Here is a 19,922-nt window from a genome sequence, read left to right as displayed (position 1 = left end):
TGCTGATAAAAATGTACAGTAAAGGTAACAATGAAGCGTTTTACTCCCCCAGAACAATTTCAAGTAACGAGTCTAAATGGAGGTGCATTTGAGCACCTTCGTCAGCTGTTTAAAATAGATCAGCAAACAGACTGGCCTGAGCCTGCGTACTTTACCCCGTATTTAAACGCCATCAATGCTAATAATCTCCCCATTCGTTTGGTCGATGATGCCAAGGTTGATTTTGCTGAGCGCTATTATGAACAAGTCATTTTTGAAACAGGGGACGTGCCCACCCGACAACAAAACTGGCATGATCTGTTTGGTGGTTTTATTTGGTGTTTATTTCCAAAAACAAAAGCCTTAATAAATCAGCGCCATGTAGACGAAATAGCCGAGCATGGATTAAAACAGCGTAGCAAACATCGTAACGCTTTAACCCTGTTTGACGAATGCGGTGTGGTTTTAGCTATTAGCGAATCACAGTGGAAGGAGTGGTTAAGAGACCATCAATGGAAAACAGCCTTCATCGAACATAGAGAGCTGTGGGGTAAAACCATTGCGCCTTTTATGTTTGGCCATGCTAACTACGAAATGTTGACTAAACCTTATATTGGACTGACTGGCAAAGCCTTATTTGTAAATGTACCGGATGAAATATTTTGTAAAGATTTAGTAACTAAATACCAGTACCTAGATCAGCGCCTTTATGAGATGATTAAAACTGATGATTGTTTAGCCGATAACAAACAGCTTTCACCTTTACCTTTATTAGGTGTTCCTGGTTGGTGTGATGAGAATAACAATCCATCATTTTACGATAACACGGACTATTTTAGACCGAAACGAAGGACACGAAAATGATAGAAGTTACCGCGCTTAAAAAGAAATTTAAGCTCACTAAAGATCATAAAAAAAATAAAATAGATGATATAGACCCCCGTGAAGATAAAGATTATTTTCACTCGGTTAAAAATGTCAGCTTTAGCTGTGCAAAAGGCGAAGTCTTAGGGCTGTTAGGGCCTAATGGTGCGGGCAAAACCACGACATTAAGAATGATCTCTACCGCTTTAAAACCTGATGATGGCAGTATTACTATTGCAGGAAACGACATAATTAAAAAGCCACTCATTGGGCGCAAGTGTATTGGTTTTTTATCCGGCTCTACTGGTTTATATGGTCGTTTAACGGTAAAAGAAAACATAGAGTATTTTGCAAAACTGCACGGCATGAGCAAGCAGGCTATTAAGGCACGCTGTGAAGAGTTATTTACCTTACTCGATATGCATAAATTTATTGATAAGCGCGCTGAGAACCTATCAACCGGCATGAAGCAAAAAGCCAACATTGCGCGTGCTGTGGTACATCACCCAGACGTTGTTATTCTCGATGAGCCAACTACCGGTCTCGATATTATGACCACCCAAACGGTGATCAACTTTATTAAAGGCTTAAAAGCACAAGGTACTCCTGTTATTTTTTCTACGCATCATTTAGATGAAGTTGCGCTTTTATGTGACCGCGTTGCGGTAATTAATGAAGGCGTTAGTTGTTTTGATGGCACGCTTGCTGAATTTAAACAGGAAGGCAACAGTGAAGAATTAAATCAAGCGTTTATTAACATATTAACGGAGAAACATGATGTTTGAAGTATTTAAAAAGGAATTAACAGAGCTACTACGCGATAAAAAAACCTTATTGTTCGTGGTGATATTTCCTATTGTGGTTTTTCCGTTGTTATTTGCTGTGGTTGCGTTTATATCCTCGCAAGCTGCGCTTGATGCTGAACAAAAAGTAAATACCTATGTGATTATCAATGGCGACTATGCACCAGAATTTTCTGATAAAGTGTTTTATCACAAAAGCTTTGAGTTATATAAAGGTGATAAAACTTTCAACAGTGTTGAGGAGCTAAAAACAGGTGTTAATGCCGGCGATATCGACATGGGTATATACCTGCCAAGCGATGCAGTGCAAACATTAAATGAGCAACAGCAAAGCGAATGGCAAGTTGTATTTAATGACTCAAAATCAATTAACTTCTTATTTGAGCGTGTAAAAGAGCTTGCTAAAGAGTACAGCGATACTTTACAAGAAAGTAAACTATTGAGCTTTGGTATAGATAAAAGCGCACAAGAAGCTATTTTAAAGCCAGTTAATGTGGTTAAAGTAGATACTGCCGATAAACGCGAAAACCTAGGTGAAAAAGTGGGTGGGTTTTTACCTTATTTACTTATCCCGTTAGTACTGGTAGGCGCAACGTATCCGGCTATTGATTTAGGGGCCGGTGAAAAAGAACGAGGTACCTTAGAAACGTTATTACTTACGCCTATTACTCGTACTGAGCTAGTATTGGGTAAATTTATTACTCTATTAACCACGTCAATTGCATCAACCACTATAACCGTAATTAGTATGGGGTGTTGGATAGCCTTAGCGCTGGCATTTGCTGATCTTGAATTTATTAAAGCCGCTTTTAGTACATTGGCTATCACAGACTTATTGATGATTTTTGTATTATTATTGCCTATAGCAGCAACCTTTTCTGCATTAGCTCTGGCAATATCAATCTATGCACGCTCGTTTAAAGAAGCGCAAAATTACATGACGCCATTAAGCATGGTCGTGTTTTTCCCGATTATTATTTCAATTATGCCTAATATGGAACTGAGCTCGAAAACGGCGTTTATTCCGGTAACTAACGTCGCTTTAGCGATTAAAGAAATTGTTAAAGGCACCGTCGATTACACGCTGGTGGGATTGATATTCCTAGCAACAGCATTCATCGCTGGGGCACTACTGGCATTTTGTGTGAAATGGTTTAACCGTGAAGATGTACTATTTAGGTAAAATAACATAGACCATAAAAAAGCATCACGTGAGTGATGCTTTTTTCGAAGCTATGCATTTAAGGTAGTTTGAATTATGTAATTAAATAGTTAAACTTTATTATTATAACTATGGACTAACCAAACAAGGATGGATTCTTGTAAATACCCCTTTTTTATCTCTCACTATTGAGTATGAGCTGCACTTTTTGCTCGCTAACATACACAACACCATTACGCGCAAAAACTATTCAGCCAACTACCCAGGTAGGCACGTGGCAAAATAAAGACGAATACGGCGATGGCGTGCCTAATGAACAGGATGTTTATCCGTTTGATGCAAATTTATCGGCAGCGACTTATTTTCAAGAATCAGAATTAAACGATAATCTAGGCAAAGCTGAAAACTTAAACTCAAAAATACCGTATTTTGTTTCAGGTGTAGTACAGCAAACACAAGATTTAGATTTGTTTAAGTTCTCAATAAATAAGGCAGAGCGGGTATCAGTTGTACCTAATACAACGAACTCAAATTTTAGACCCACTTCACTGAGCGAAATTCGAAAGTAAATAAAAGATATATTAAAGTAGCTGTTGCTGGGTGTTTTTAATTTAGGTAGTAAGGTTGATATGCAAGATTTAGTATACAAGTATGGACAAAGAGTTATTTCTTTTCTGATCGTTATTACATTGCTCGTTAATTGGGAAATGTATTCAATTATAGGGGCGGTTAGATTGACGCTTGCAAATAACTTGCTAATAATTATATGGATTATTCTTTTATTTACCTTTGCCGTGCAGCAGCAATTAATGAGTGTTCTCGTTTAGCCGTGCTCCGAGGTGCTATACAACTTAGGCTTCGCGTTTTAAAATAAGCTCAGCGTACCCGCATTATGCTCGAACGGGATTTATTATAGAAAAAGATGACGACCATTTTTACTATATGTCTAAACGTATCGCTTAAAAGCTAATTGCCCCAATTTTAGGCGTTTGTAATGGTAACTTAATTCTTTGTTCAGTCACTCTAAATGACTGTGTGATGATACAAAGATAAAACACTATTTTATAAGAGTCACCACGGGTCATACTATGCACTTACTTACTAATAAAACATTGATGCTTGGTTTTTGCTTGTTACTAACAGGCGCTATTTTTATGCTTGTAGAGAATAGTTATTATCAATACGTTGATAATAACGGTGTATTGCATGAAAGCTTATTTTTGCCTTTGAGTATGCTGTGTTTTGCTTTGGGGTTATTTTTTGTGGCCAGTTTATTAGCCCGCAAAGTAATAGGGCTCTTTAAAAGCGCTAGTGGAGGTGGGCATTAACCGCTGTTGTTATTGCTCATTATTTAAGTTAGAGGGTTCTAACAAACTAAATGTAGGTAAGCGCCATTTAAAGCGTACCGATGCCATTCGAATTAAATAACCTACCACTAAACTTGCAACCACGCTGATATTGTCATCAATGTTGTAGTGGTGCAGTGCTAAGTATAAACAAGCAACGATAAGCGCTACGCTTGCGTAAAGTTCATGATGAAGTACTAATGGCGCTTGTCGACAAATTAAATCACGTAACAACCCACCAAATACACCGGTTACTATGGCTGCAACTACACAAATTCCATAGTGCAAACCCATATTTAGCCCAACTTGGCAGCCAATTATACTAAATGCGGCAAGCCCTAGGGCATCTAGGCGCATAAATATGCCTTTAAATTTAACCACCCATTTTGCCAACCAAGTAGTCACAATACCGGCTAGGCAAGTGATCATTAAATATTCTGGGTGTTTTACCCAAGTCAGTGGGTAATTACCTAATAAAATATCTCGCACGCTGCCACCACCAATTGCTGTAGCACTGGCCACTAACATAACACCAAACCAATCCATGTTTCTGCGTCCAGCGCTAAGAGCACCAGTCATGGCTTCTGCTGTAATACCCATAATATAAACGATGGTTAAAAGCATGAGATGATCACTTGAAAATTTAACATGAAAATAAAAGTGCGATTGTAGAGATAAAATAGTGCATTGACGAGTGAAAAATTACATTAAAAACAGCCACTTTCAGATTAAAAAAACTAATGTTATAGCAAGGTGTGAATAGCCTGTTAATGCAAAGAAACCACTTGCTTTAGTGTTAAAAACAAAAAGGACAAATGACCGTAAAACGCAATAAAGCCTGAATAAATTTAAGGGTGACAGGGTGTTATTGCCTTTTTTTTGCTAGTTTTTAAAAGCGGTGTTAGCTCGACCCACGTGCAATTAAACGCGGGGGCAGTAGGGTGCTTTGTACTTGTTCACCACGAATCAGTTTTAATAAGTTCTCAACTAACATTTGCCCCGCTATAGTGGTGTTTTGCTCTATGGTTGTCAGCGGCGGATTAATGTAACTGGCAATAGATATATTATCAAAGCCGATTACGGCCACATCTTTTGGTACGTTTATATTGGCTTCTTTTAAAGCCCGTATTGCGCCTATTGCAATAAGGTCGCTGGCAGCAAAAAGTGCATTAAAGGTAATGTTATTAGCAATTAACGAACGCGTGGCATGATAGCCAGACTCTTCAGTAGAAATAGCGTTAGCAATTTTACGATCATTAAGTGTAATACCATTTTGTTGTAACGCGTCTTTAAAACCATTGAAACGGGCAAAAAATTCAGGGCTATGATCAGAGGCATCGCCTATAAACGCGCAGTCTTTGCGGCTATGTGCCAAAAAATGCTCAGCGGCGAGTTTACCGCCGCCATAATTATCACAACTTATGGTTAAATCAGGGCGGTTATCAACACTTGCTCCCCAGCAAACAAACTTGGTGTTTTGTTCAAGCAAGGTGTTAAATTTTGGCTGAAAATCAATGTAGTCGCCATAACCCAATAAAATGATGCCATCTGCACGGTGACTGTCTTCGTAATCTGCCTGCCAATCAGCACTTGCCGATTGAAATGACACGAGTAAATCGTAACCCTCTTTAGCGCAGGCACGGGTAATACTGCCCAGCATGGCTAAAAAAAACGGGTTTATTTGTGACTCATCTGAGGTAGGGTCTTCAAACAACAATAATGCTAAGGTACTGCTTTGTTGAGTGCGAAGGTTACTGGCGTTTTTGTCTACTTTGTAATTAAGTTTTTTAGCAATATCGTGAACACGTCTTCGTGTTTCGTCATTTACCAGTGGACTATTTCGTAAAGCACGAGAAACTGTAGATTGAGACACCCCAGCATAATGGGCTATATCAAACGAGGTGGCTTTACCTTTCATCACTATTACTTACTAAAGAGGACAATAAGAGACTATTCTCGTTTATTGATGGATTTTTTCAAGCTTATTTATCAATAAAGGCATTTTTTTATTGATTTTGGCATGACACCGGTGTCACAATAGGGGCGTTTTATCATTTTGTTGTCAAAACGTATTAGCTACCTTTATTATTTAAGGTAGCTTTTTTTACAGTGATAGCTGCTTTGAGGTGATAGCTCAAAGTAAATAAGTATCAATGATACCCCATTAAAATAATAAGTACTCATTACTTAAACAAAAGAGATAACACTATGGGTTTACACTCTAGCACACACTTTGATCCTATTCTGGTTGCCGATATTGGCGGCACAAATGCTCGTTTTGCGTTGATCACTGGGTTCGACGAATCAAGTAATCAATTTACCATTGAGCATAATCTTACGTTTCCCAGTGCTAACTATGGATCGCTCGAAAGTGCTACCGAGTACTACTTATCAACAGTGTCTCATATAAATCCTAAACGTGCGTGCTTAGCAGTAGCAGGCCCTATAAATGCAGGGCAAGTTCACTTAACTAATTTAGGTTGGCACTTTAGCGTCAATGATTTTAAACACCACTTTGACCTTACTCAATTAAGCGTTATAAATGACTTTGCTGCTTTTGCCTACGCAGCACCGTATTTAGACCCTTCACAAAATGTCACTGTTAAACCTGGTCAAGCGGATGAGTCTGCCAATATAGGTGTAATGGGTCCAGGCACTGGTTTTGGTGCAGCGTGCTTAGTTAGAACCGCACATTCATGCGCGGTGATGAGTTCAGAAGGCGGGCATATTTCCTTAGCAGCCGTTAATCAACTCGACGCTCAACTTATTCAAGAACTCAAAAAAGATCACCCACATGTATCGGTAGAAACGGTATTTTCGGGTCCTGGCATTGCTCATTTGTACAAAGCAATGGCTGCGGTTAAAGGGGTCGCCGCAAAGAATTTAGACGCTGCACAAATTAGTAGCTTAGCCAACAGCGGTGAATGTGAAGTGTGTGAAGCAACCCTTAATCAATTTTGTGATTGGATTGGCAGTGTTGCTGGCGACTTAGCGTTGGCCTACGGCGCCTTAGGCGGCCTTTATATTGGCGGTGGAATTTTACCACGCATGCAGGCTCGTTTACTAGAAAGTCGCTTTATTGAGCGCTTTTCGCAAAAAGGCATTATGTCGCAGTACACAGGTCAAATACCGGTCACATTAGTAACACAAGACAACATTCCTTTAATTGGAGCTGCCGCGTGTTTGCATACGAGTCAACAGGTTTAATTACGTTGCATACATTTGGAAATAAATAGATGAAAAAAGTCACTATAAACAGCGTTGCCAGTCATGCAGGTGTTTCTAAAAAAACCGTATCGCGAGTACTCAACAATGAGCCTAATGTCAGTGCAGCTACACGCGAAAAAGTGTTAGCGGTATTTAAAGAACTAGATTACACCCCAAACCCGATTGCTCGAGGACTTGCACAAAACCGTAGTTTTATTATTGGTTGCTTATACGACAATCCAAGTAAAAGTTATATCACCCGTGTGCAAACAGGCGCATTGGCTGCATGCCAAGAAAACAACTATAACTTGTTGATTCACCCTTGTGAGCTCAGAGGTGAGGCACTTATTAATAACATAGAGCAGCTATTACAGTCATCACGCCTTGACGGTTTAGTACTTACGCCACCATTTTGTGACTTTTCAGAACTGGTTGATTTTTTAAAGTCGAAAAAAATTCCTTATGCCCGAGTGGCTTCTGCTATTTTAGAAGATGACTCTATTTCTGTTACCAGTAATGACGAGCAGGGCGCATTTGAGATTACCGAACATTTAATAAACCTAGGGCATACCTCTATCGCGTTTATTAAAGGTCACCCAGATCACAGTGCTACACAGCAGCGTTTTAAAGGCTACAGACGCGCACTGGCAAGCCATGGTATTGAATTTAACGAGCGCTTAGTTGAAGAGGGTAACTTTAGTTACCATTCAGGGGTAGACAGTGCCCGTAGTATTTTAGATTTATCTCCACGTCCTACTGCTGTATTTGCATCGAATGATTACATGGCAGCCGCTGTACTTAAATTAGCCACTCAGCGCAACTTACGCGTTCCAGACGATATTTCTATTGCAGGTTTTGATAATGCGCCCATAGCGCGCCATATATGGCCAGGCCTAACGACCATAGCTCAACCTGTAGAAGAAATGACTAAACAAGCGGTTACCCAATTAATTACCCACATTATTGAGCCGCAAGAGTCGCCTTATAAAGTGATTTTAGAAGCAAAATTAATCACGCGTGAGTCTACCGCAGCCGTAAAATAACACCGCTTTTTCACAGTAGCCCGAGTATGAGTGACGCTTACTCGGGCTTTTTTTATCTGCATTTTAATCTTCATTATTTTCCACTGATATTTCATTAAAAATTCACGTTTATTTATTGTACATGTTAAAAAAAAGAACTATTTTTATTACTAAGGGTTGACACCGGTGTCATTGTCATGCGTTAATGACTGACACCGGTGTCAGGGTTGTTGTGAGAGGCTCCCTGGTAGCGTACCTTTGAACGGGTAAGTCAAAGATGCTCAGTACAGTTATTTTCGTGGAGTCTATAGTTGTTACTGAGCCTTTATCCTCTAACGAATAGAGATGAGTAAAATTATGTTGCACCCTCGAATTCAAGAAGTCACAGAACGCGTTATTGAGCGCAGTAAACAAACCCGTAAAGCCTATTTAGAGCGTATTTCGCACGCAAAAAAACAAACAAGAGTTCGTGCTGGATTAGGCTGTGGCAATATTGCTCATGTAATGGCTGCGTGTAGCAGCGATGACAAAGCGCGTTTAAAAGCAGACGAGGTGCCAAACCTTGCAATTATCAATTCATATAACGACATGTTATCTGCGCATGTGCCTTACAAAGAATACCCCGATTTAATTAAAAGCATTGCCACTAAATTTGACGCCACCGCGCAAGTTGCTGGCGGCGTACCTGCGATGTGTGATGGTGTGACCCAAGGGCGTGACGGCATGGAGCTATCGCTTTTTTCTCGTGACGTTATTGCTATGTCTACTGCGGTTTCGTTATCGCATGACGTGTTTGATGGTGTGTTTTGTTTAGGCGTATGTGACAAAATCGTCCCAGGTCTATTAATTGGTGCTTTATCATTTGGCCACCTACCTGTGTACTTTTTACCGGCAGGGCCAATGCAGTCAGGAATTCCAAACAAAGACAAAGCACGTGTTCGTCAGAAGTTTGCGCAAGGACTGGTATCTCGTGAAGAGCTACTAGAAGCTGAAAGCGCTTCTTACCATAGCGCCGGTACCTGTACATTTTATGGCACTGCAAATTCAAACCAAATGCTAATGGAAATTATGGGCTTACACCTTCCAGGTAGCTCGTTTATAAACCCATACACAGAACTGCGTGATGGCTTAACCGGTAATGCGGTTGAAACTATGCTTAAGCAGCTTACTGAAAACAAAGATGGCCCGTGTTTAGCGGATGTGATCAGCGAAAAAACTATAATTAACGGCTTAGTTGGGTTGTTATCAACAGGTGGCTCAACTAATCATGCAATCCATATTGTGGCGATTGCTAAAGCGGCCGGTATTCAAGTTACATGGAAAGACATGTCTGATTTATCAGCGGTTGTTCCACTACTGACGCGTATTTACCCAAATGGCTCAGCAGATGTTAATCACTTTCAAGCAGCCGGCGGAATGGGCTTCTTAATGCGTGAATTAGCAGGTGCTGGTTACCTTCATACAGACGTAACCACTATTTTAGGCGAAGGCCTTGCACCTTACATGTGTGAGCCACTACTCGATAAAGACGACAACCTAATTATGAGTGATGCGAACGGCCCAAGCAAAGTTAAGTGGGTAGCGTGTCCAGAAAACTCACATGATGAAGAAGTACTTCGCCCAGTAAGTAACCCATTTAGTAAGCAAGGTGGTTTACAGCTACTAACGGGTAACTTAGGTAAGGCGGTTATTAAAGTTTCTGCGGTTGCAGAGTCTCATCAAGTGGTGTCGGCACCGGCTAAAGTATTTAGCTCACAAGGTGAGTTACAAGATGCCTACAGCCGTGGCGAACTAAACCAAGATTTCATTGCTGTTCTTAAAGAGCAAGGCCCTAAGGCTAAAGGCATGCCAGAGCTTCATAAGCTCACACCGGTAATGGCAACATTACAAGATCAGGGCTATAAAGTGGCTATTGTTACCGACGGACGTATGTCGGGCGCATCAGGCAAAGTACCAGCGGCAATCCACTTAGCTCCTGAAGCGGTAGAAGGTGGCATTATAGCTAAAATCCATGAAGGCGATATTGTTACTTTAGATGCGCCTAATGGTATTTTAAAAGTGCATGTAAGTGATGAAGAGCTTGCTAAACGAGAGCCGCAAATTAGCCAAGCAAGCCAAACGTTTGGTACAGGTCGTGAATTATTTACTGGATTTAGAAATATCGTAAGCAGTGCCGATTTAGGTGCAAGTGCTTTTGGACTTGAATAATAATTAGCCATATTGGGTAATGAGGAACAAGTAATGAGTATTGAAAAAATCTTAGCATCGGCACCGGTAGTGCCAGTGGTGGTAATCGAAAAATTAGAAGATGCCGCACCACTTGCAAGAGCGTTATATAACGGTGGCCTAAAAGCACTTGAAATTACACTGCGTACACCCATTGCAGCTGAGGCTGTAAAACTAATGAAAGCGGAAGTGCCCGAAGCTTATGTTGGTACAGGTACTGTGGTGGATAAAGCAAGCTTTAACGCATCAGTAAAGGCGGGTGCTGACTTTATGGTAAGCCCAGGTGTTAGCGATGAGTTATTGGCGCTGGCAAAAGAGTCTTCTATTCCATTTTTACCCGGTGCAGCGACCCCAAGCGAAGTGATGAACTTAGCTGCTCATGGTTTTAAGTTCTTAAAGTTTTTTCCTGCAGAAGCTGCAGGCGGTGCTGCTATGCTTAAATCTATTGGCGGCCCATTGCCTGATATTACTTTTTGTCCAACCGGTGGCATTAGTTTAGCAACCGCTCCTGATTACTTAGCACTTAACAATGTTATTTGTGTAGGTGGTACCTGGATGTTAGATAAGCAACTTATTGAAAATAAAGACTGGCAAGCTATTGAAACGCTTGCTCGCCAAGCATGTGAAGTTAATAGGAGTCAAAAATGATTAATGTAGCAATTAATGGCTACGGCCGAATTGGTCGTAATGTATTGCGTGCACTGTATGAATCAGCGCAAAATAATGAAATTAAAATTGTGGCTATTAACGATTTAGCCCCAGCCAATGTAAATGCTCATCTGACTCAGTTTGACTCAGTACATGGTCGTTTTTCACAGCAAGTAACACTTAAAGATAACACTATGCTAATTGGCGATGATGTGATCACGCTAACGCAAGAACGTGACCCTGCTAATTTACCGTGGAAAGCGTTAAACGTTGACATAGTACTTGAATGTACGGGGTTATTCACGTCACGCGAAGCGGCTAATAAGCATATTGAAGCGGGCGCGAAAAAAGTAGTGGTATCGGCTCCTGGTACAGATATGGATGCAACGGTAGTTCATGGTGTAAATAGCGATGTAATTAATGCCGATAGCAACATCATCTCAAACGCGTCGTGTACAACTAACTGTTTAGCGCCAGTAGCCAAAGCAATAAACGATACGGTAGGGATTGAACAAGGTAGCATGACTACTATTCACGCTTATACCAACGATCAAAATTTATCTGACGTATACCACCCAGATTTATACCGTGCGCGAAGTGCGACTCAATCTATGATCCCAACTAAAACGGGTGCTGCAAAAGCGGTTGGATTAGTTCTGCCTGAACTTGCCGGTAAACTAGATGGTATGGCGGTACGTGTACCAACCATTAATGTGTCGTTAGTTGATTTAACATTTATTGCTAAGCGTAACACAAGTATTGAAGAAATTAACCAAGTAGTTAAAGCAGCCTCAGAAGGGCCAATGAAAGGTATTTTAGAGTACAACGAGCTGCCGCTTGTTTCTATCGACTTTAACCATAACCCAGCCTCATCTATTTTTGATGCAACGCAAACGCGTGCTGATGGTAAATTGGTTAAAGTAATGGCGTGGTACGACAACGAATGGGGTTTCTCAAACCGCATGTTAGATCAAGTTAAAGCGCTGGGTGCTTATTTATAATTTTTCCGTGTAGTTAAATTTTACTTTATCCAGCCAAGCCACGCACTGCGTGGCTTTTTTTGTGTTTTAGTTAGCCCAAAGTTTGCTAGAATATACGCACTAGAATAGGGACTGCATATTATATTAAGGGAAATAATGCTAAAACACGTCACTAAAAAAATATTTCGCACCAGTCACCTGCAAATTGGTGAGGGTAATATCAGCGGTTATATTGCTTGCTTTTTGGCAATATTAAGTTGCTTAGGAGTGCTTGCATTCCACTTTCCTGAATATTTAACGACTCCCGAATTACGCAAAAGCTATAGCGTCGAGTTTTTACGTCAGCTTATGTTTGTTGCCCTTATTATTTCAGGAAGTCTAGGCTTACTAAATTTTGTACGAAATACCAATAAGCGTTTGGGTGCGACTGCGTGGTTTTTTATCGTACTGGCAATTGGCTTTGGCGGTCCGAATGTTGAAGTGAATGACTTTGCAGATAACACCCCTTATATTGGCTTAGACTGGTTTATATTAGACTTATTAGGCTCAACCTTAATTTTTATTTTAATTGAAAAACTGCTTCCGCATCGAAAGGAGCAAAAAATACTGCGTAGTGAATGGCGCGGGGATTTAAACCATTTTTTTGTTAATCACTTAATAGTGGGTTTTGTATTACTGGTTACGAATCATTTTGTGCATTATGGTTTTGGTTGGGCGGTGTCGAGCACATTACAAGGTTACATAGCGCAAATGCCGTTTATACTGCAGCTATTTTTAATTATTTTGGTGGCTGATCTAATGCAGTATTGGACACATCGTGCGTATCACGAAGTCCCCTTTTTATGGCGATTTCATGGTGTGCACCACAGTGCCAAAGAAATGGATTGGCTCGCAGGCTCTCGTCAGCATATTTTAGAAATACTGGTTACCCGTAGTTTAGTGTTAACGCCTATATTTGTGCTGGGTTTTTCACAGCAAATTATTAGTTTGTACGTGATTATTGTAGGCTTTCAAGCGGTATTTAATCACGCCAACGTAAATGTAAAATTTGGGTGGTTAAAGTATTTTATGGTTACACCGCAGTTTCATCATTGGCATCACGCATCCGACAAAGCCGCAATTGATAGAAATTATGCAGCTCATTTTTCGTTTTTAGATTACTTGTTTGGGACTGCAGTAAAAGGGCAAGCAGAGTGGCCTAAAGAATATGGGGTTGTGGGTGATTACATGCCTGTAGGTATGCTAAAGCAACAAATTTACCCGTTTAAAAAACAAAAATAATGTTCAATTTTAGCTTGCGGCCATAATATTAATGGCCGCATAACCACTATAAAAAGTCAGCTAATGCGCTAAGTGTTGGCCGCTGTGTGATATTTTCGCTCATGCATTGCTGCGCAATATGTTTTAAGTGCATGACTTCAGCGCTTTGCTCTTGGCAGGTTGTGAGTAAATCCTCGATTAAACACCCTAAAGCACGCACTTCTATTAACTGCATTTGTTGACGTTGATAGTCACTGAGCATAGTAAGATCAGTTGCCGCGCCAAAATCTCCAAACAGCACACGCGCGTGCGGGTCAACCATGGTATTGTGCGCATATATATCACCATGGCTTATATTGTGCTGGTGCAAGTGGGCCACAGTGCTAACCATTTGCTGCGCTATGGCATAAATTACTTGGGTAGAGTAGTGGCAATCGCTTCCAAATGTATCTCGAGTACAGGTTTCAAGGCTCGGCGGTAAGCCAAGATTTGTAAAGCTTGAATCAATTAACTCCATCACTAAACCAAGCTGTTGCTGTTGTTCAATGTAAGCCAGTACTTTAATTAAGTTTGGATGCTCAAGCGCTTGCAAGCAGCAATTAACTTCATCCAGCGGATAACCATCGCTTGTAATAGTCCCTTTAAATAACTTAACAGCAACCGGCTCTTTATTCGTTGAATAAGCAAGATGGATAATTCCTGATGCGCCTTGGCCTATTACTTTACTGAGTGAGTAATCTGCCAGTGGTTTATTGGTTAAATTTGATTGGGTAAGGCACTGTGATTTATTAAAGCAATTGCCTGCAAATGCAAGCCAAGTCAGCTTTGGTAGTTCAAATAGCCAATCATCAATTTGAGTTAACTGATTTGCAGAGAGCCTAATTAGTTCCAGCTTATGGCAGTTTGCCATGCTTATTGGTAGCTCACTGAGCTGATTACCTGCCAATGCCAGTTTTTTAAGCGCAGTGTATTGGCCAAATGTTGCAGGTAGCTTAGCTATTTTATTATCTGTAAGAATAAGCCATTCAATCGCTTTAGGTAGGCAGTGATCTGCAAATTCAGTGATGTGATTACCTTTAAATGCAACCATGATCAAAGCAGGGCACTTAGCGAGTATTTTAGGTATATGTTTAAACTGATTAAACGATAAAAACAGTCGTTTTAATTTTGTTAAGCAAGCAAATTCATCAGGTAAATCAGATAAATTGTTATTAGATAAATCCAAGACTTCAAGGGTATCCGCGAGGGTAAAAATTTCCTCTGGAAAGTGGCTTAGCGCTTCAACTAATTGCAGGTGTTTTGCACCAAGTAATTGACCGCTGCGAAGTTGTGAAAGGGTATTCAAAATTAATAATCCATTTTAAAATCAATAAAAAGGCCAACTAAGTTGGCCTTTAAACACGATTAAGCTTTAACGTTTAAAATTGTGCGTTGTGGTACACGTTTTGTACGTCGTCACAATCTTCAAGCATGGCTAAAAAGCGTTCCATTACTTCTACATCTTCGCCTTCAATAGGGGCTTCTACTTGGGGTACAAAGGCAATTAAGTCTTCGTCAAATTCTGTCACACCCATTTCTTCAAGTGCGGTACGCGTATTGTTGTATTCAGTGTGCGGTGCAAATACGGTCACTTTACCGTTTTCTACTTCTACATCGGTTACATCAACGTCAGCCATCATTAGCGCTTCAAGAACGGTTTCATCGTTGTCACCGTCAAATACAAAAATAGCAAGGTGATCAAATAAGTGTGATACCGAGTTTTGTGCGCCAATTTTAGCATTTGCTTTAGTAAAACACACACGTACATCAGCAAAGGTACGTTTGTTGTTGTCGGTTAAACAGTCAACAATAATCATGCAATTACCTGGGCCGTAACCTTCGTAGCGCGTAGCAGCATAGTCTTCACCGCCGCCGCCTTTAGCTTTATCAATGGCGCGTTCAATTACGTGAGCCGGTACTTGGTCTTTTTTAGCGCGTTCAATTAAACGACGCAGTGCTAGGTTACCGTCTGGGTCAATACCGCCGTTTTTAGCACAAATATAGATTTCTTTACCGTATTTTGAATAAACTTTAGTTTTAGCACCCGCAGTTTTAGCCATTGAATCTTTTTTGTTTTGGTAAGCTCTTCCCATCTGCGTTTCGCCTTAATGTGTATAAATAATTGAAAAAATTTGCAAGCCCATATTCTAAAGGTAAATGCGGGGCAGGGCTAGTAAGTATTGAGATTGATTACTAAGTAACGAAGGGAAACAGTTAATATGAATGGAAAATAAAACAACCCGCCGAAGCGGGTTGTTTAATACCTTACAATCGATGAACAGTTGTCAGGGGATTACCAAATACGAACACGTTCGTCTTCTGGTAAGTACAACTCATCACCTGGTTTTACATCAAATGCTTTATACCAAGCGTCGTGGTTACGAGGCGCTTGTGCTCTAAAGCGACCTGGCGCATGCGTACCGCCACGTAATTGGTTTAACATGCTTTGCTCAGTACGTTTTTCTTTCCATACTTGTGCCCACGCTAAGAAAAAACGCTGATCGCCGGTTACACCATCAATCACAGGGGCTTCTTTACCATTTAGGCTTAGTTTATAGGCATGATAAGCCATGGCTAAACCACCTACATCACCAATATTTTCACCTAAGCTATTACGGCCATTTACAAAGTTACCTGGAATTGGTTCGTATTTGCTGTACTGAGCCGCCAGTTTGTCGGCTTTAGCATCAAAAGCAGCACGATCTTCATCAGTCCACCAATTACGTTGTATGCCGTTAGCGTCAGATTTTGAGCCTTGATCATCAAAACCATGACCCATTTCGTGGCCAATCACAGCACCAATACCACCGTAGTTTACCGCAGGATCTGCATTTGGATCGAAAAACGGTGGTTGTAATATAGCGGCAGGGAATACAATTTCGTTAAACGAACTATTGTAGTAAGCGTTAACACGTTGTGGTGTCATGCCCCAACGATTGCGGTCGGTTTTCTTAAGCTCTTTTTCTACGCTATCGGCTTGGAAAAACTCACGCATATTTTTTACATTAGCCATTAAATCATTTTTGCTAATGCTTAAGCCTTCATAAGATTGCCATTCGTCTGGGTAACCTATTTTTGGCACAAATGCCGCTAATTTTGCACGCGCATTTACTTTTGTTTCTGCGCCCATCCAATCTAGGTTATCAATACGCTCGCCAAGGGCTGTGCGTAAGTTTTCAACCAGCTCAGACATTTGCTGCTTCGATGACTCAGGGAAATATCGATCTACATAAATTTTACCAATCGCAAAGCCTAGTGAACTAGTGCCAGACATTTGGCTGATAGCACGTTTCCAGCGTGGACGAGGCTCTTGTTGACCATTTAACTCTTTACCAAAGAAAGCAAAGCTTGTGTTAAATATGTCTTCTGACAACAGCCCAGCGTTGCCATTAATTGCATGGTATGTTAGGTAGTCTTTCCATACGCTTATATCTTCGTTGTTGATTAAATCAATCATGGCCTTTACAGGTTCAGGCTGCGACACGTTTAGCTGCGGTACTTTGTAACCTGTTTGCGCAAAGTATAAATCCCAATTAAATCCAGGGTACTGGGTACTTAACTCGTCACGTTTTATTTGATTTAACGTTATGTCACGATTACGGCGTTTTTCACGTGGCCAATGACCTTCTGCAATTTTTGTTTCTAACGCTAAAATTGCTTGTGCACGTTCAGTGGTATTTTCAACACCAGCAAATTTAAGCATATCGGCAATATGTGCAACATACGCTTCACGGGTTTTTATAAAACGTTCTGCATCTTCAAGGTAGTAAGAGCGATCGGGTAAGCCTAAGCCACCTGCACCTAATGACATTTCGTATTTATTGGGATCTAAACGGTTAAACCACATACCACCACCAATTGGGGCGCTAACACCTGTGAGCCATGAATTACCAAATATTTTTGCTAAGTCATCAGTTGAGTCGACAGCGTTAATATCGTTAAGCAATGGTTTAATGGGAGTCACACCGAGCTTATTAAGCGTGTCGGTATCCATGTACGAATTATAAAAATCAGCAACTAGTTGCTCTTCTGCATTTAAATTTTCACGTGCTGCAATGTCTTCAATGATTTCTTTTACGCGTTCTTCACTGCGTTCAGCTAACGCAGAAAACGCACCATAGCGTGTTTTATCTGCTGGCATTTCATAGTTGTCGTACCATGAACCGCTGGCATACATAAAAAAGTCATCGCCTGGTTTTACAGCTTCATTGCGGGCAGTTAAATCAACCCCAAACGTGCCTAATTCAGCTTTCTCAGTTGCTTGTGGTTTTTCTGCAACGGCTGCGACTTGTTCAGTTTTTGTAGTTTGTGGCTCTGAACAGCCTGTAATAAATGTGGCAGCGAGCGCCGCTGCAATTAAACTCTTTTTCATTACTTTCCCCTATGAATTCACGTTATTTAATTCGTTATATTTTTGTTATAAAAATAGCCATTTGATTGTATTGATAACTTCACTGCAAATAAACCTTTTGAGGTGAATAACCGTACCGGTCGATAAGATGAATAAAATACTATCAAAATAGCAAAAAAACACTCAACTACTTCAATCGTTCTTGAGCGGCTTAGTTTATTGCGCCTTTGACTGCTTTTGCTGTAATGCCCACATACGGGCATATTCACCGTTTTGATCTAGTAGTTCTTGGTGTTTGCCTTGTTCAATAATTTCACCAGCTTTTAAAACAATAATTGAGTCTGCATCGGTTATGGTCGAAAGTCGGTGTGCAATAACAATACTGGTGTGATCATTTGCCACTTCACGCATTGCTTTTAAAATAGCTTGCTCTGCATGAGAGTCGAGCGCAGAGGTTGCTTCATCAAAGATTAAGATGGGTGATTGCTTTAAAATAGCACGGGCAATGGCAATCCTTTGTTTTTCACCCCCTGAGACTTTTAACCCACGCTCACCCACGAGGGTTTTGTCGCCTTTGTCTAGGCTATTTATAAAGTCGGTTAAGTGCGCCATGTTAATTGCTTTGTTTACTTCATCTTCACTGGCGCTAGGTCTGCCATAGTGAATATTTTCGCGTATGCTGGTATTAAATAACACAGTATCTTGCGGCACTATGGCAATAGCTTTACGCAAACTTGCCAAGGTGACTGTGTTTATGGCTTGATTATCAATTTTTATAGCGCCTGATGAAAGTTCATAAAAACGATATAACAAGCGGGCTAACGAGCTTTTACCTGCGCCACTAGCACCTACAATCGCTACCTTAGCACCAGGGTTTACATAAAAACTGACATTCTTAAGAATAGGGCGTTTACTATCGTAGCTAAAGCTGACATTTTCAAAGCTAATTGCCCCATTTTTGAGTGCTAATGGTTGCGCGGTTTCGCTATCTGCTACTTTGGGTGAGGTATTTAGTAATCCAAGCATGTTTTCAAGGTCGGTAAGGGCTCGGCGTATTTCACGGTACACAAATCCCAAAAAGTTAAGCGGTAAAAAGAGTTGAATCATATACGCATTGATCATCACCAGTTCACCAATCGTTAACTCGCCCGTGACGACCTCGCTTGCACCAAGCCACATTAATGCGGTTATTGCACAGGCAATGATGAGCGCTTGCCCTGAATTTAGCGCCAGTAACGAGAGTCTGTTTTTTAATCGTGCTTGTTCCCAGGTTGCTAAAAATGTATCGTAAGTTTTAGCTTCATACTCTTCGTTATTAAAGTATTTAACGGTTTCGTAATTTAATAAGCTGTCTATGGCGCGGGTGTTACTTTGGTTGTCGGCAGCGTTTGACTCGCGAATAAAGCGGTTTCGCCATTGGGTAACTGTCACGGTAAAAAAGATATAAATAGCCACAGCAAGTAGGGTGATCAACGCAAACCAAATAGAAAACAAGGTGCCAAAAATAATCGCCACGGTAATTATTTCAAACAACGTGGGCACAATATTAAACATTAAAAAGCGCATCAAAAAGCTTAAGCCACTGATGCCGCGCTCTATGTCTCGACTTATACCGCCAGTTTGCCTGTCTAAATGAAAGGCTAAATCTAACGAATGCAAATGTTTAAATACTTTAAGGCCAATGTCACGCATGGCATGCTCGGTGACTCGAGAAAATACAGCATCGCGTACTTCACCTAAAAACACGCTGGCAAATCGCAGTGCGCCGTACATAACGAGTAATAAGGTTGGGACGAGCAGTAGGGGGTTAATTGATTTATCAACCGCATCAATTATTTCTTTTAAAGCCCATGGCATAAGAAGTGTCGCGCCTTTAGCACCCACAAGCGCTAATATGGCAATAAGCACACGCCCTTTAAACTTAGTGATATAAGGCCAAAGAGTTTGAATGCTTTGTTTTAAATTCATGGCATCGGGGCGTTTTACTGAACTTTGTCTGGAGCGCATCGAGGATCTCAGTATTGTTTTTATATAA

17 protein-coding genes are annotated in these 19,922 nt (G+C 40.7%); 11 read left to right on the top strand and 6 right to left on the bottom strand.

Features of this window, described 5'->3' with window-relative positions; translation table 11 throughout:
* The first annotated feature begins 30 nt into the window (after positions 1-30).
* The 5 genes from MTN96_RS04405 (at position 31) to MTN96_RS04385 (ending at position 4,136) form a co-directional block, all read left to right on the top strand.
* Complete coding sequence (locus tag MTN96_RS04405; RefSeq protein ID WP_248530819.1) at positions 31-843, top strand: DUF3025 domain-containing protein; 813 nt, start codon at positions 31-33, stop codon at positions 841-843.
* Complete coding sequence (locus tag MTN96_RS04400) at positions 840-1,628, top strand: ABC transporter ATP-binding protein (protein ID WP_248530818.1); 789 nt, start codon at positions 840-842, stop codon at positions 1,626-1,628. Before MTN96_RS04405 ends, MTN96_RS04400 begins: the two co-directional genes overlap by 4 nt.
* Positions 1,621-2,829, top strand: coding sequence for an ABC transporter permease (locus tag MTN96_RS04395; RefSeq protein ID WP_036982632.1), 1,209 nt, complete (start codon positions 1,621-1,623; stop codon positions 2,827-2,829). The genes MTN96_RS04400 and MTN96_RS04395 overlap by 8 nt, the downstream gene beginning before the upstream one ends.
* A 173-nt stretch (positions 2,830-3,002) precedes the next feature.
* Positions 3,003-3,377: a hypothetical protein gene (locus MTN96_RS04390; RefSeq protein WP_139129360.1), complete on the top strand. Its 375-nt coding sequence runs from the start codon at positions 3,003-3,005 to the stop codon at positions 3,375-3,377.
* Positions 3,378-3,896: 519 nt separating this feature from the next.
* Positions 3,897-4,136 carry a DUF3955 domain-containing protein gene (locus tag MTN96_RS04385; protein ID WP_248473838.1) on the top strand — a complete coding sequence of 80 codons (240 nt, stop codon included), beginning with the start codon at positions 3,897-3,899 and terminating at the stop codon, positions 4,134-4,136.
* Positions 4,137-4,145: 9 nt separating this feature from the next.
* On the opposite strand, the gene MTN96_RS04380 is transcribed toward MTN96_RS04385, so the two are convergent.
* Positions 4,146-4,778, bottom strand: coding sequence for a trimeric intracellular cation channel family protein (locus tag MTN96_RS04380; RefSeq protein ID WP_036982642.1), 633 nt, complete (start codon positions 4,776-4,778; stop codon positions 4,146-4,148).
* Positions 4,779-5,055: 277 nt separating this feature from the next.
* Positions 5,056-6,072 (bottom strand): LacI family DNA-binding transcriptional regulator, encoded by a 1,017-nt coding sequence (locus tag MTN96_RS04375; RefSeq protein WP_069439487.1) that lies wholly within the window; start codon positions 6,070-6,072, stop codon positions 5,056-5,058.
* Positions 6,073-6,362: 290 nt separating this feature from the next.
* On the opposite strand from MTN96_RS04375, the gene glk reads away from it, so the two are divergent.
* The 6 genes from glk (at position 6,363) to MTN96_RS04345 (ending at position 13,518) form a co-directional block, all read left to right on the top strand.
* Positions 6,363-7,361, top strand: a complete 999-nt coding sequence (gene glk, locus MTN96_RS04370) for a glucokinase (protein ID WP_214552710.1) — start codon at positions 6,363-6,365, stop codon at positions 7,359-7,361.
* A 29-nt stretch (positions 7,362-7,390) separates the two neighbouring features.
* Positions 7,391-8,404, top strand: a complete 1,014-nt coding sequence (locus MTN96_RS04365) for a LacI family DNA-binding transcriptional regulator (RefSeq protein ID WP_069439485.1) — start codon at positions 7,391-7,393, stop codon at positions 8,402-8,404.
* A gap of 336 nt (positions 8,405-8,740) precedes the next feature.
* Entirely contained in the window at positions 8,741-10,591 is a 1,851-nt protein-coding gene (gene edd / locus MTN96_RS04360; RefSeq protein ID WP_248530835.1) for a phosphogluconate dehydratase, read from the top strand.
* A gap of 33 nt (positions 10,592-10,624) precedes the next feature.
* On the top strand, positions 10,625-11,257 hold the full coding sequence (eda, locus tag MTN96_RS04355) for a bifunctional 4-hydroxy-2-oxoglutarate aldolase/2-dehydro-3-deoxy-phosphogluconate aldolase (RefSeq protein ID WP_076921016.1): 633 nt from the start codon (positions 10,625-10,627) through the stop codon (positions 11,255-11,257).
* The gene (gene gap, locus MTN96_RS04350; protein WP_036982650.1) at positions 11,254-12,258 is read left to right on the top strand and encodes a type I glyceraldehyde-3-phosphate dehydrogenase; all 1,005 of its coding nucleotides are present in this window, start codon (positions 11,254-11,256) and stop codon (positions 12,256-12,258) included. Before eda ends, gap begins: the two co-directional genes overlap by 4 nt.
* 135 nt (positions 12,259-12,393) lie before the next feature.
* Complete coding sequence (locus tag MTN96_RS04345; RefSeq protein ID WP_036982652.1) at positions 12,394-13,518, top strand: sterol desaturase family protein; 1,125 nt, start codon at positions 12,394-12,396, stop codon at positions 13,516-13,518.
* A 46-nt stretch (positions 13,519-13,564) separates the two neighbouring features.
* Here MTN96_RS04345 and MTN96_RS04340 read toward each other — a convergent pair whose 3' ends face one another.
* The 4 genes from MTN96_RS04340 to MTN96_RS04325 all read right to left on the bottom strand — a co-directional run bounded on the left by MTN96_RS04340 (position 13,565) and on the right by MTN96_RS04325 (position 19,894).
* On the bottom strand, positions 13,565-14,842 hold the full coding sequence (locus tag MTN96_RS04340; protein ID WP_248530817.1) for a protein kinase: 1,278 nt from the start codon (positions 14,840-14,842) through the stop codon (positions 13,565-13,567).
* Between the two features lie 73 nt (positions 14,843-14,915).
* Positions 14,916-15,629, bottom strand: coding sequence for a YebC/PmpR family DNA-binding transcriptional regulator (locus tag MTN96_RS04335; protein WP_036982657.1), 714 nt, complete (start codon positions 15,627-15,629; stop codon positions 14,916-14,918).
* Positions 15,630-15,829: 200 nt separating this feature from the next.
* The gene (locus tag MTN96_RS04330) at positions 15,830-17,908 is read right to left on the bottom strand and encodes a M13 family metallopeptidase (protein WP_036982659.1); all 2,079 of its coding nucleotides are present in this window, start codon (positions 17,906-17,908) and stop codon (positions 15,830-15,832) included.
* A gap of 195 nt (positions 17,909-18,103) precedes the next feature.
* Entirely contained in the window at positions 18,104-19,894 is a 1,791-nt protein-coding gene (locus tag MTN96_RS04325) for an ABC transporter ATP-binding protein/permease (RefSeq protein ID WP_248530816.1), read from the bottom strand.
* Positions 19,895-19,922: the final 28 nt, after the last annotated feature.

This window comes from Pseudoalteromonas sp. 2CM28B (assembly GCF_023161935.1).
Note: the sequence above shows the minus strand (reverse complement) of the source record. Positions and strands in the feature narration are given on the sequence as shown.

Coding starts and splice junctions, on each gene's coding strand:
- MTN96_RS04405 (WP_248530819.1), top strand. CDS start 31: ATGAAGCGTTTTACTCCCCCAGAACAATTTCAAGTAACGAGTCTAAAT.
- MTN96_RS04400 (WP_248530818.1), top strand. CDS start 840: ATGATAGAAGTTACCGCGCTTAAAAAGAAATTTAAGCTCACTAAAGAT.
- MTN96_RS04395 (WP_036982632.1), top strand. CDS start 1,621: ATGTTTGAAGTATTTAAAAAGGAATTAACAGAGCTACTACGCGATAAA.
- MTN96_RS04390 (WP_139129360.1), top strand. CDS start 3,003: ATGAGCTGCACTTTTTGCTCGCTAACATACACAACACCATTACGCGCA.
- MTN96_RS04385 (WP_248473838.1), top strand. CDS start 3,897: ATGCACTTACTTACTAATAAAACATTGATGCTTGGTTTTTGCTTGTTA.
- MTN96_RS04380 (WP_036982642.1), bottom strand. CDS start 4,778: ATGCTTTTAACCATCGTTTATATTATGGGTATTACAGCAGAAGCCATG.
- MTN96_RS04375 (WP_069439487.1), bottom strand. CDS start 6,072: ATGAAAGGTAAAGCCACCTCGTTTGATATAGCCCATTATGCTGGGGTG.
- glk (WP_214552710.1), top strand. CDS start 6,363: ATGGGTTTACACTCTAGCACACACTTTGATCCTATTCTGGTTGCCGAT.
- MTN96_RS04365 (WP_069439485.1), top strand. CDS start 7,391: ATGAAAAAAGTCACTATAAACAGCGTTGCCAGTCATGCAGGTGTTTCT.
- edd (WP_248530835.1), top strand. CDS start 8,741: ATGTTGCACCCTCGAATTCAAGAAGTCACAGAACGCGTTATTGAGCGC.
- eda (WP_076921016.1), top strand. CDS start 10,625: ATGAGTATTGAAAAAATCTTAGCATCGGCACCGGTAGTGCCAGTGGTG.
- gap (WP_036982650.1), top strand. CDS start 11,254: ATGATTAATGTAGCAATTAATGGCTACGGCCGAATTGGTCGTAATGTA.
- MTN96_RS04345 (WP_036982652.1), top strand. CDS start 12,394: ATGCTAAAACACGTCACTAAAAAAATATTTCGCACCAGTCACCTGCAA.
- MTN96_RS04335 (WP_036982657.1), bottom strand. CDS start 15,629: ATGGGAAGAGCTTACCAAAACAAAAAAGATTCAATGGCTAAAACTGCG.
- MTN96_RS04330 (WP_036982659.1), bottom strand. CDS start 17,908: ATGAAAAAGAGTTTAATTGCAGCGGCGCTCGCTGCCACATTTATTACA.
- MTN96_RS04325 (WP_248530816.1), bottom strand. CDS start 19,894: ATGCGCTCCAGACAAAGTTCAGTAAAACGCCCCGATGCCATGAATTTA.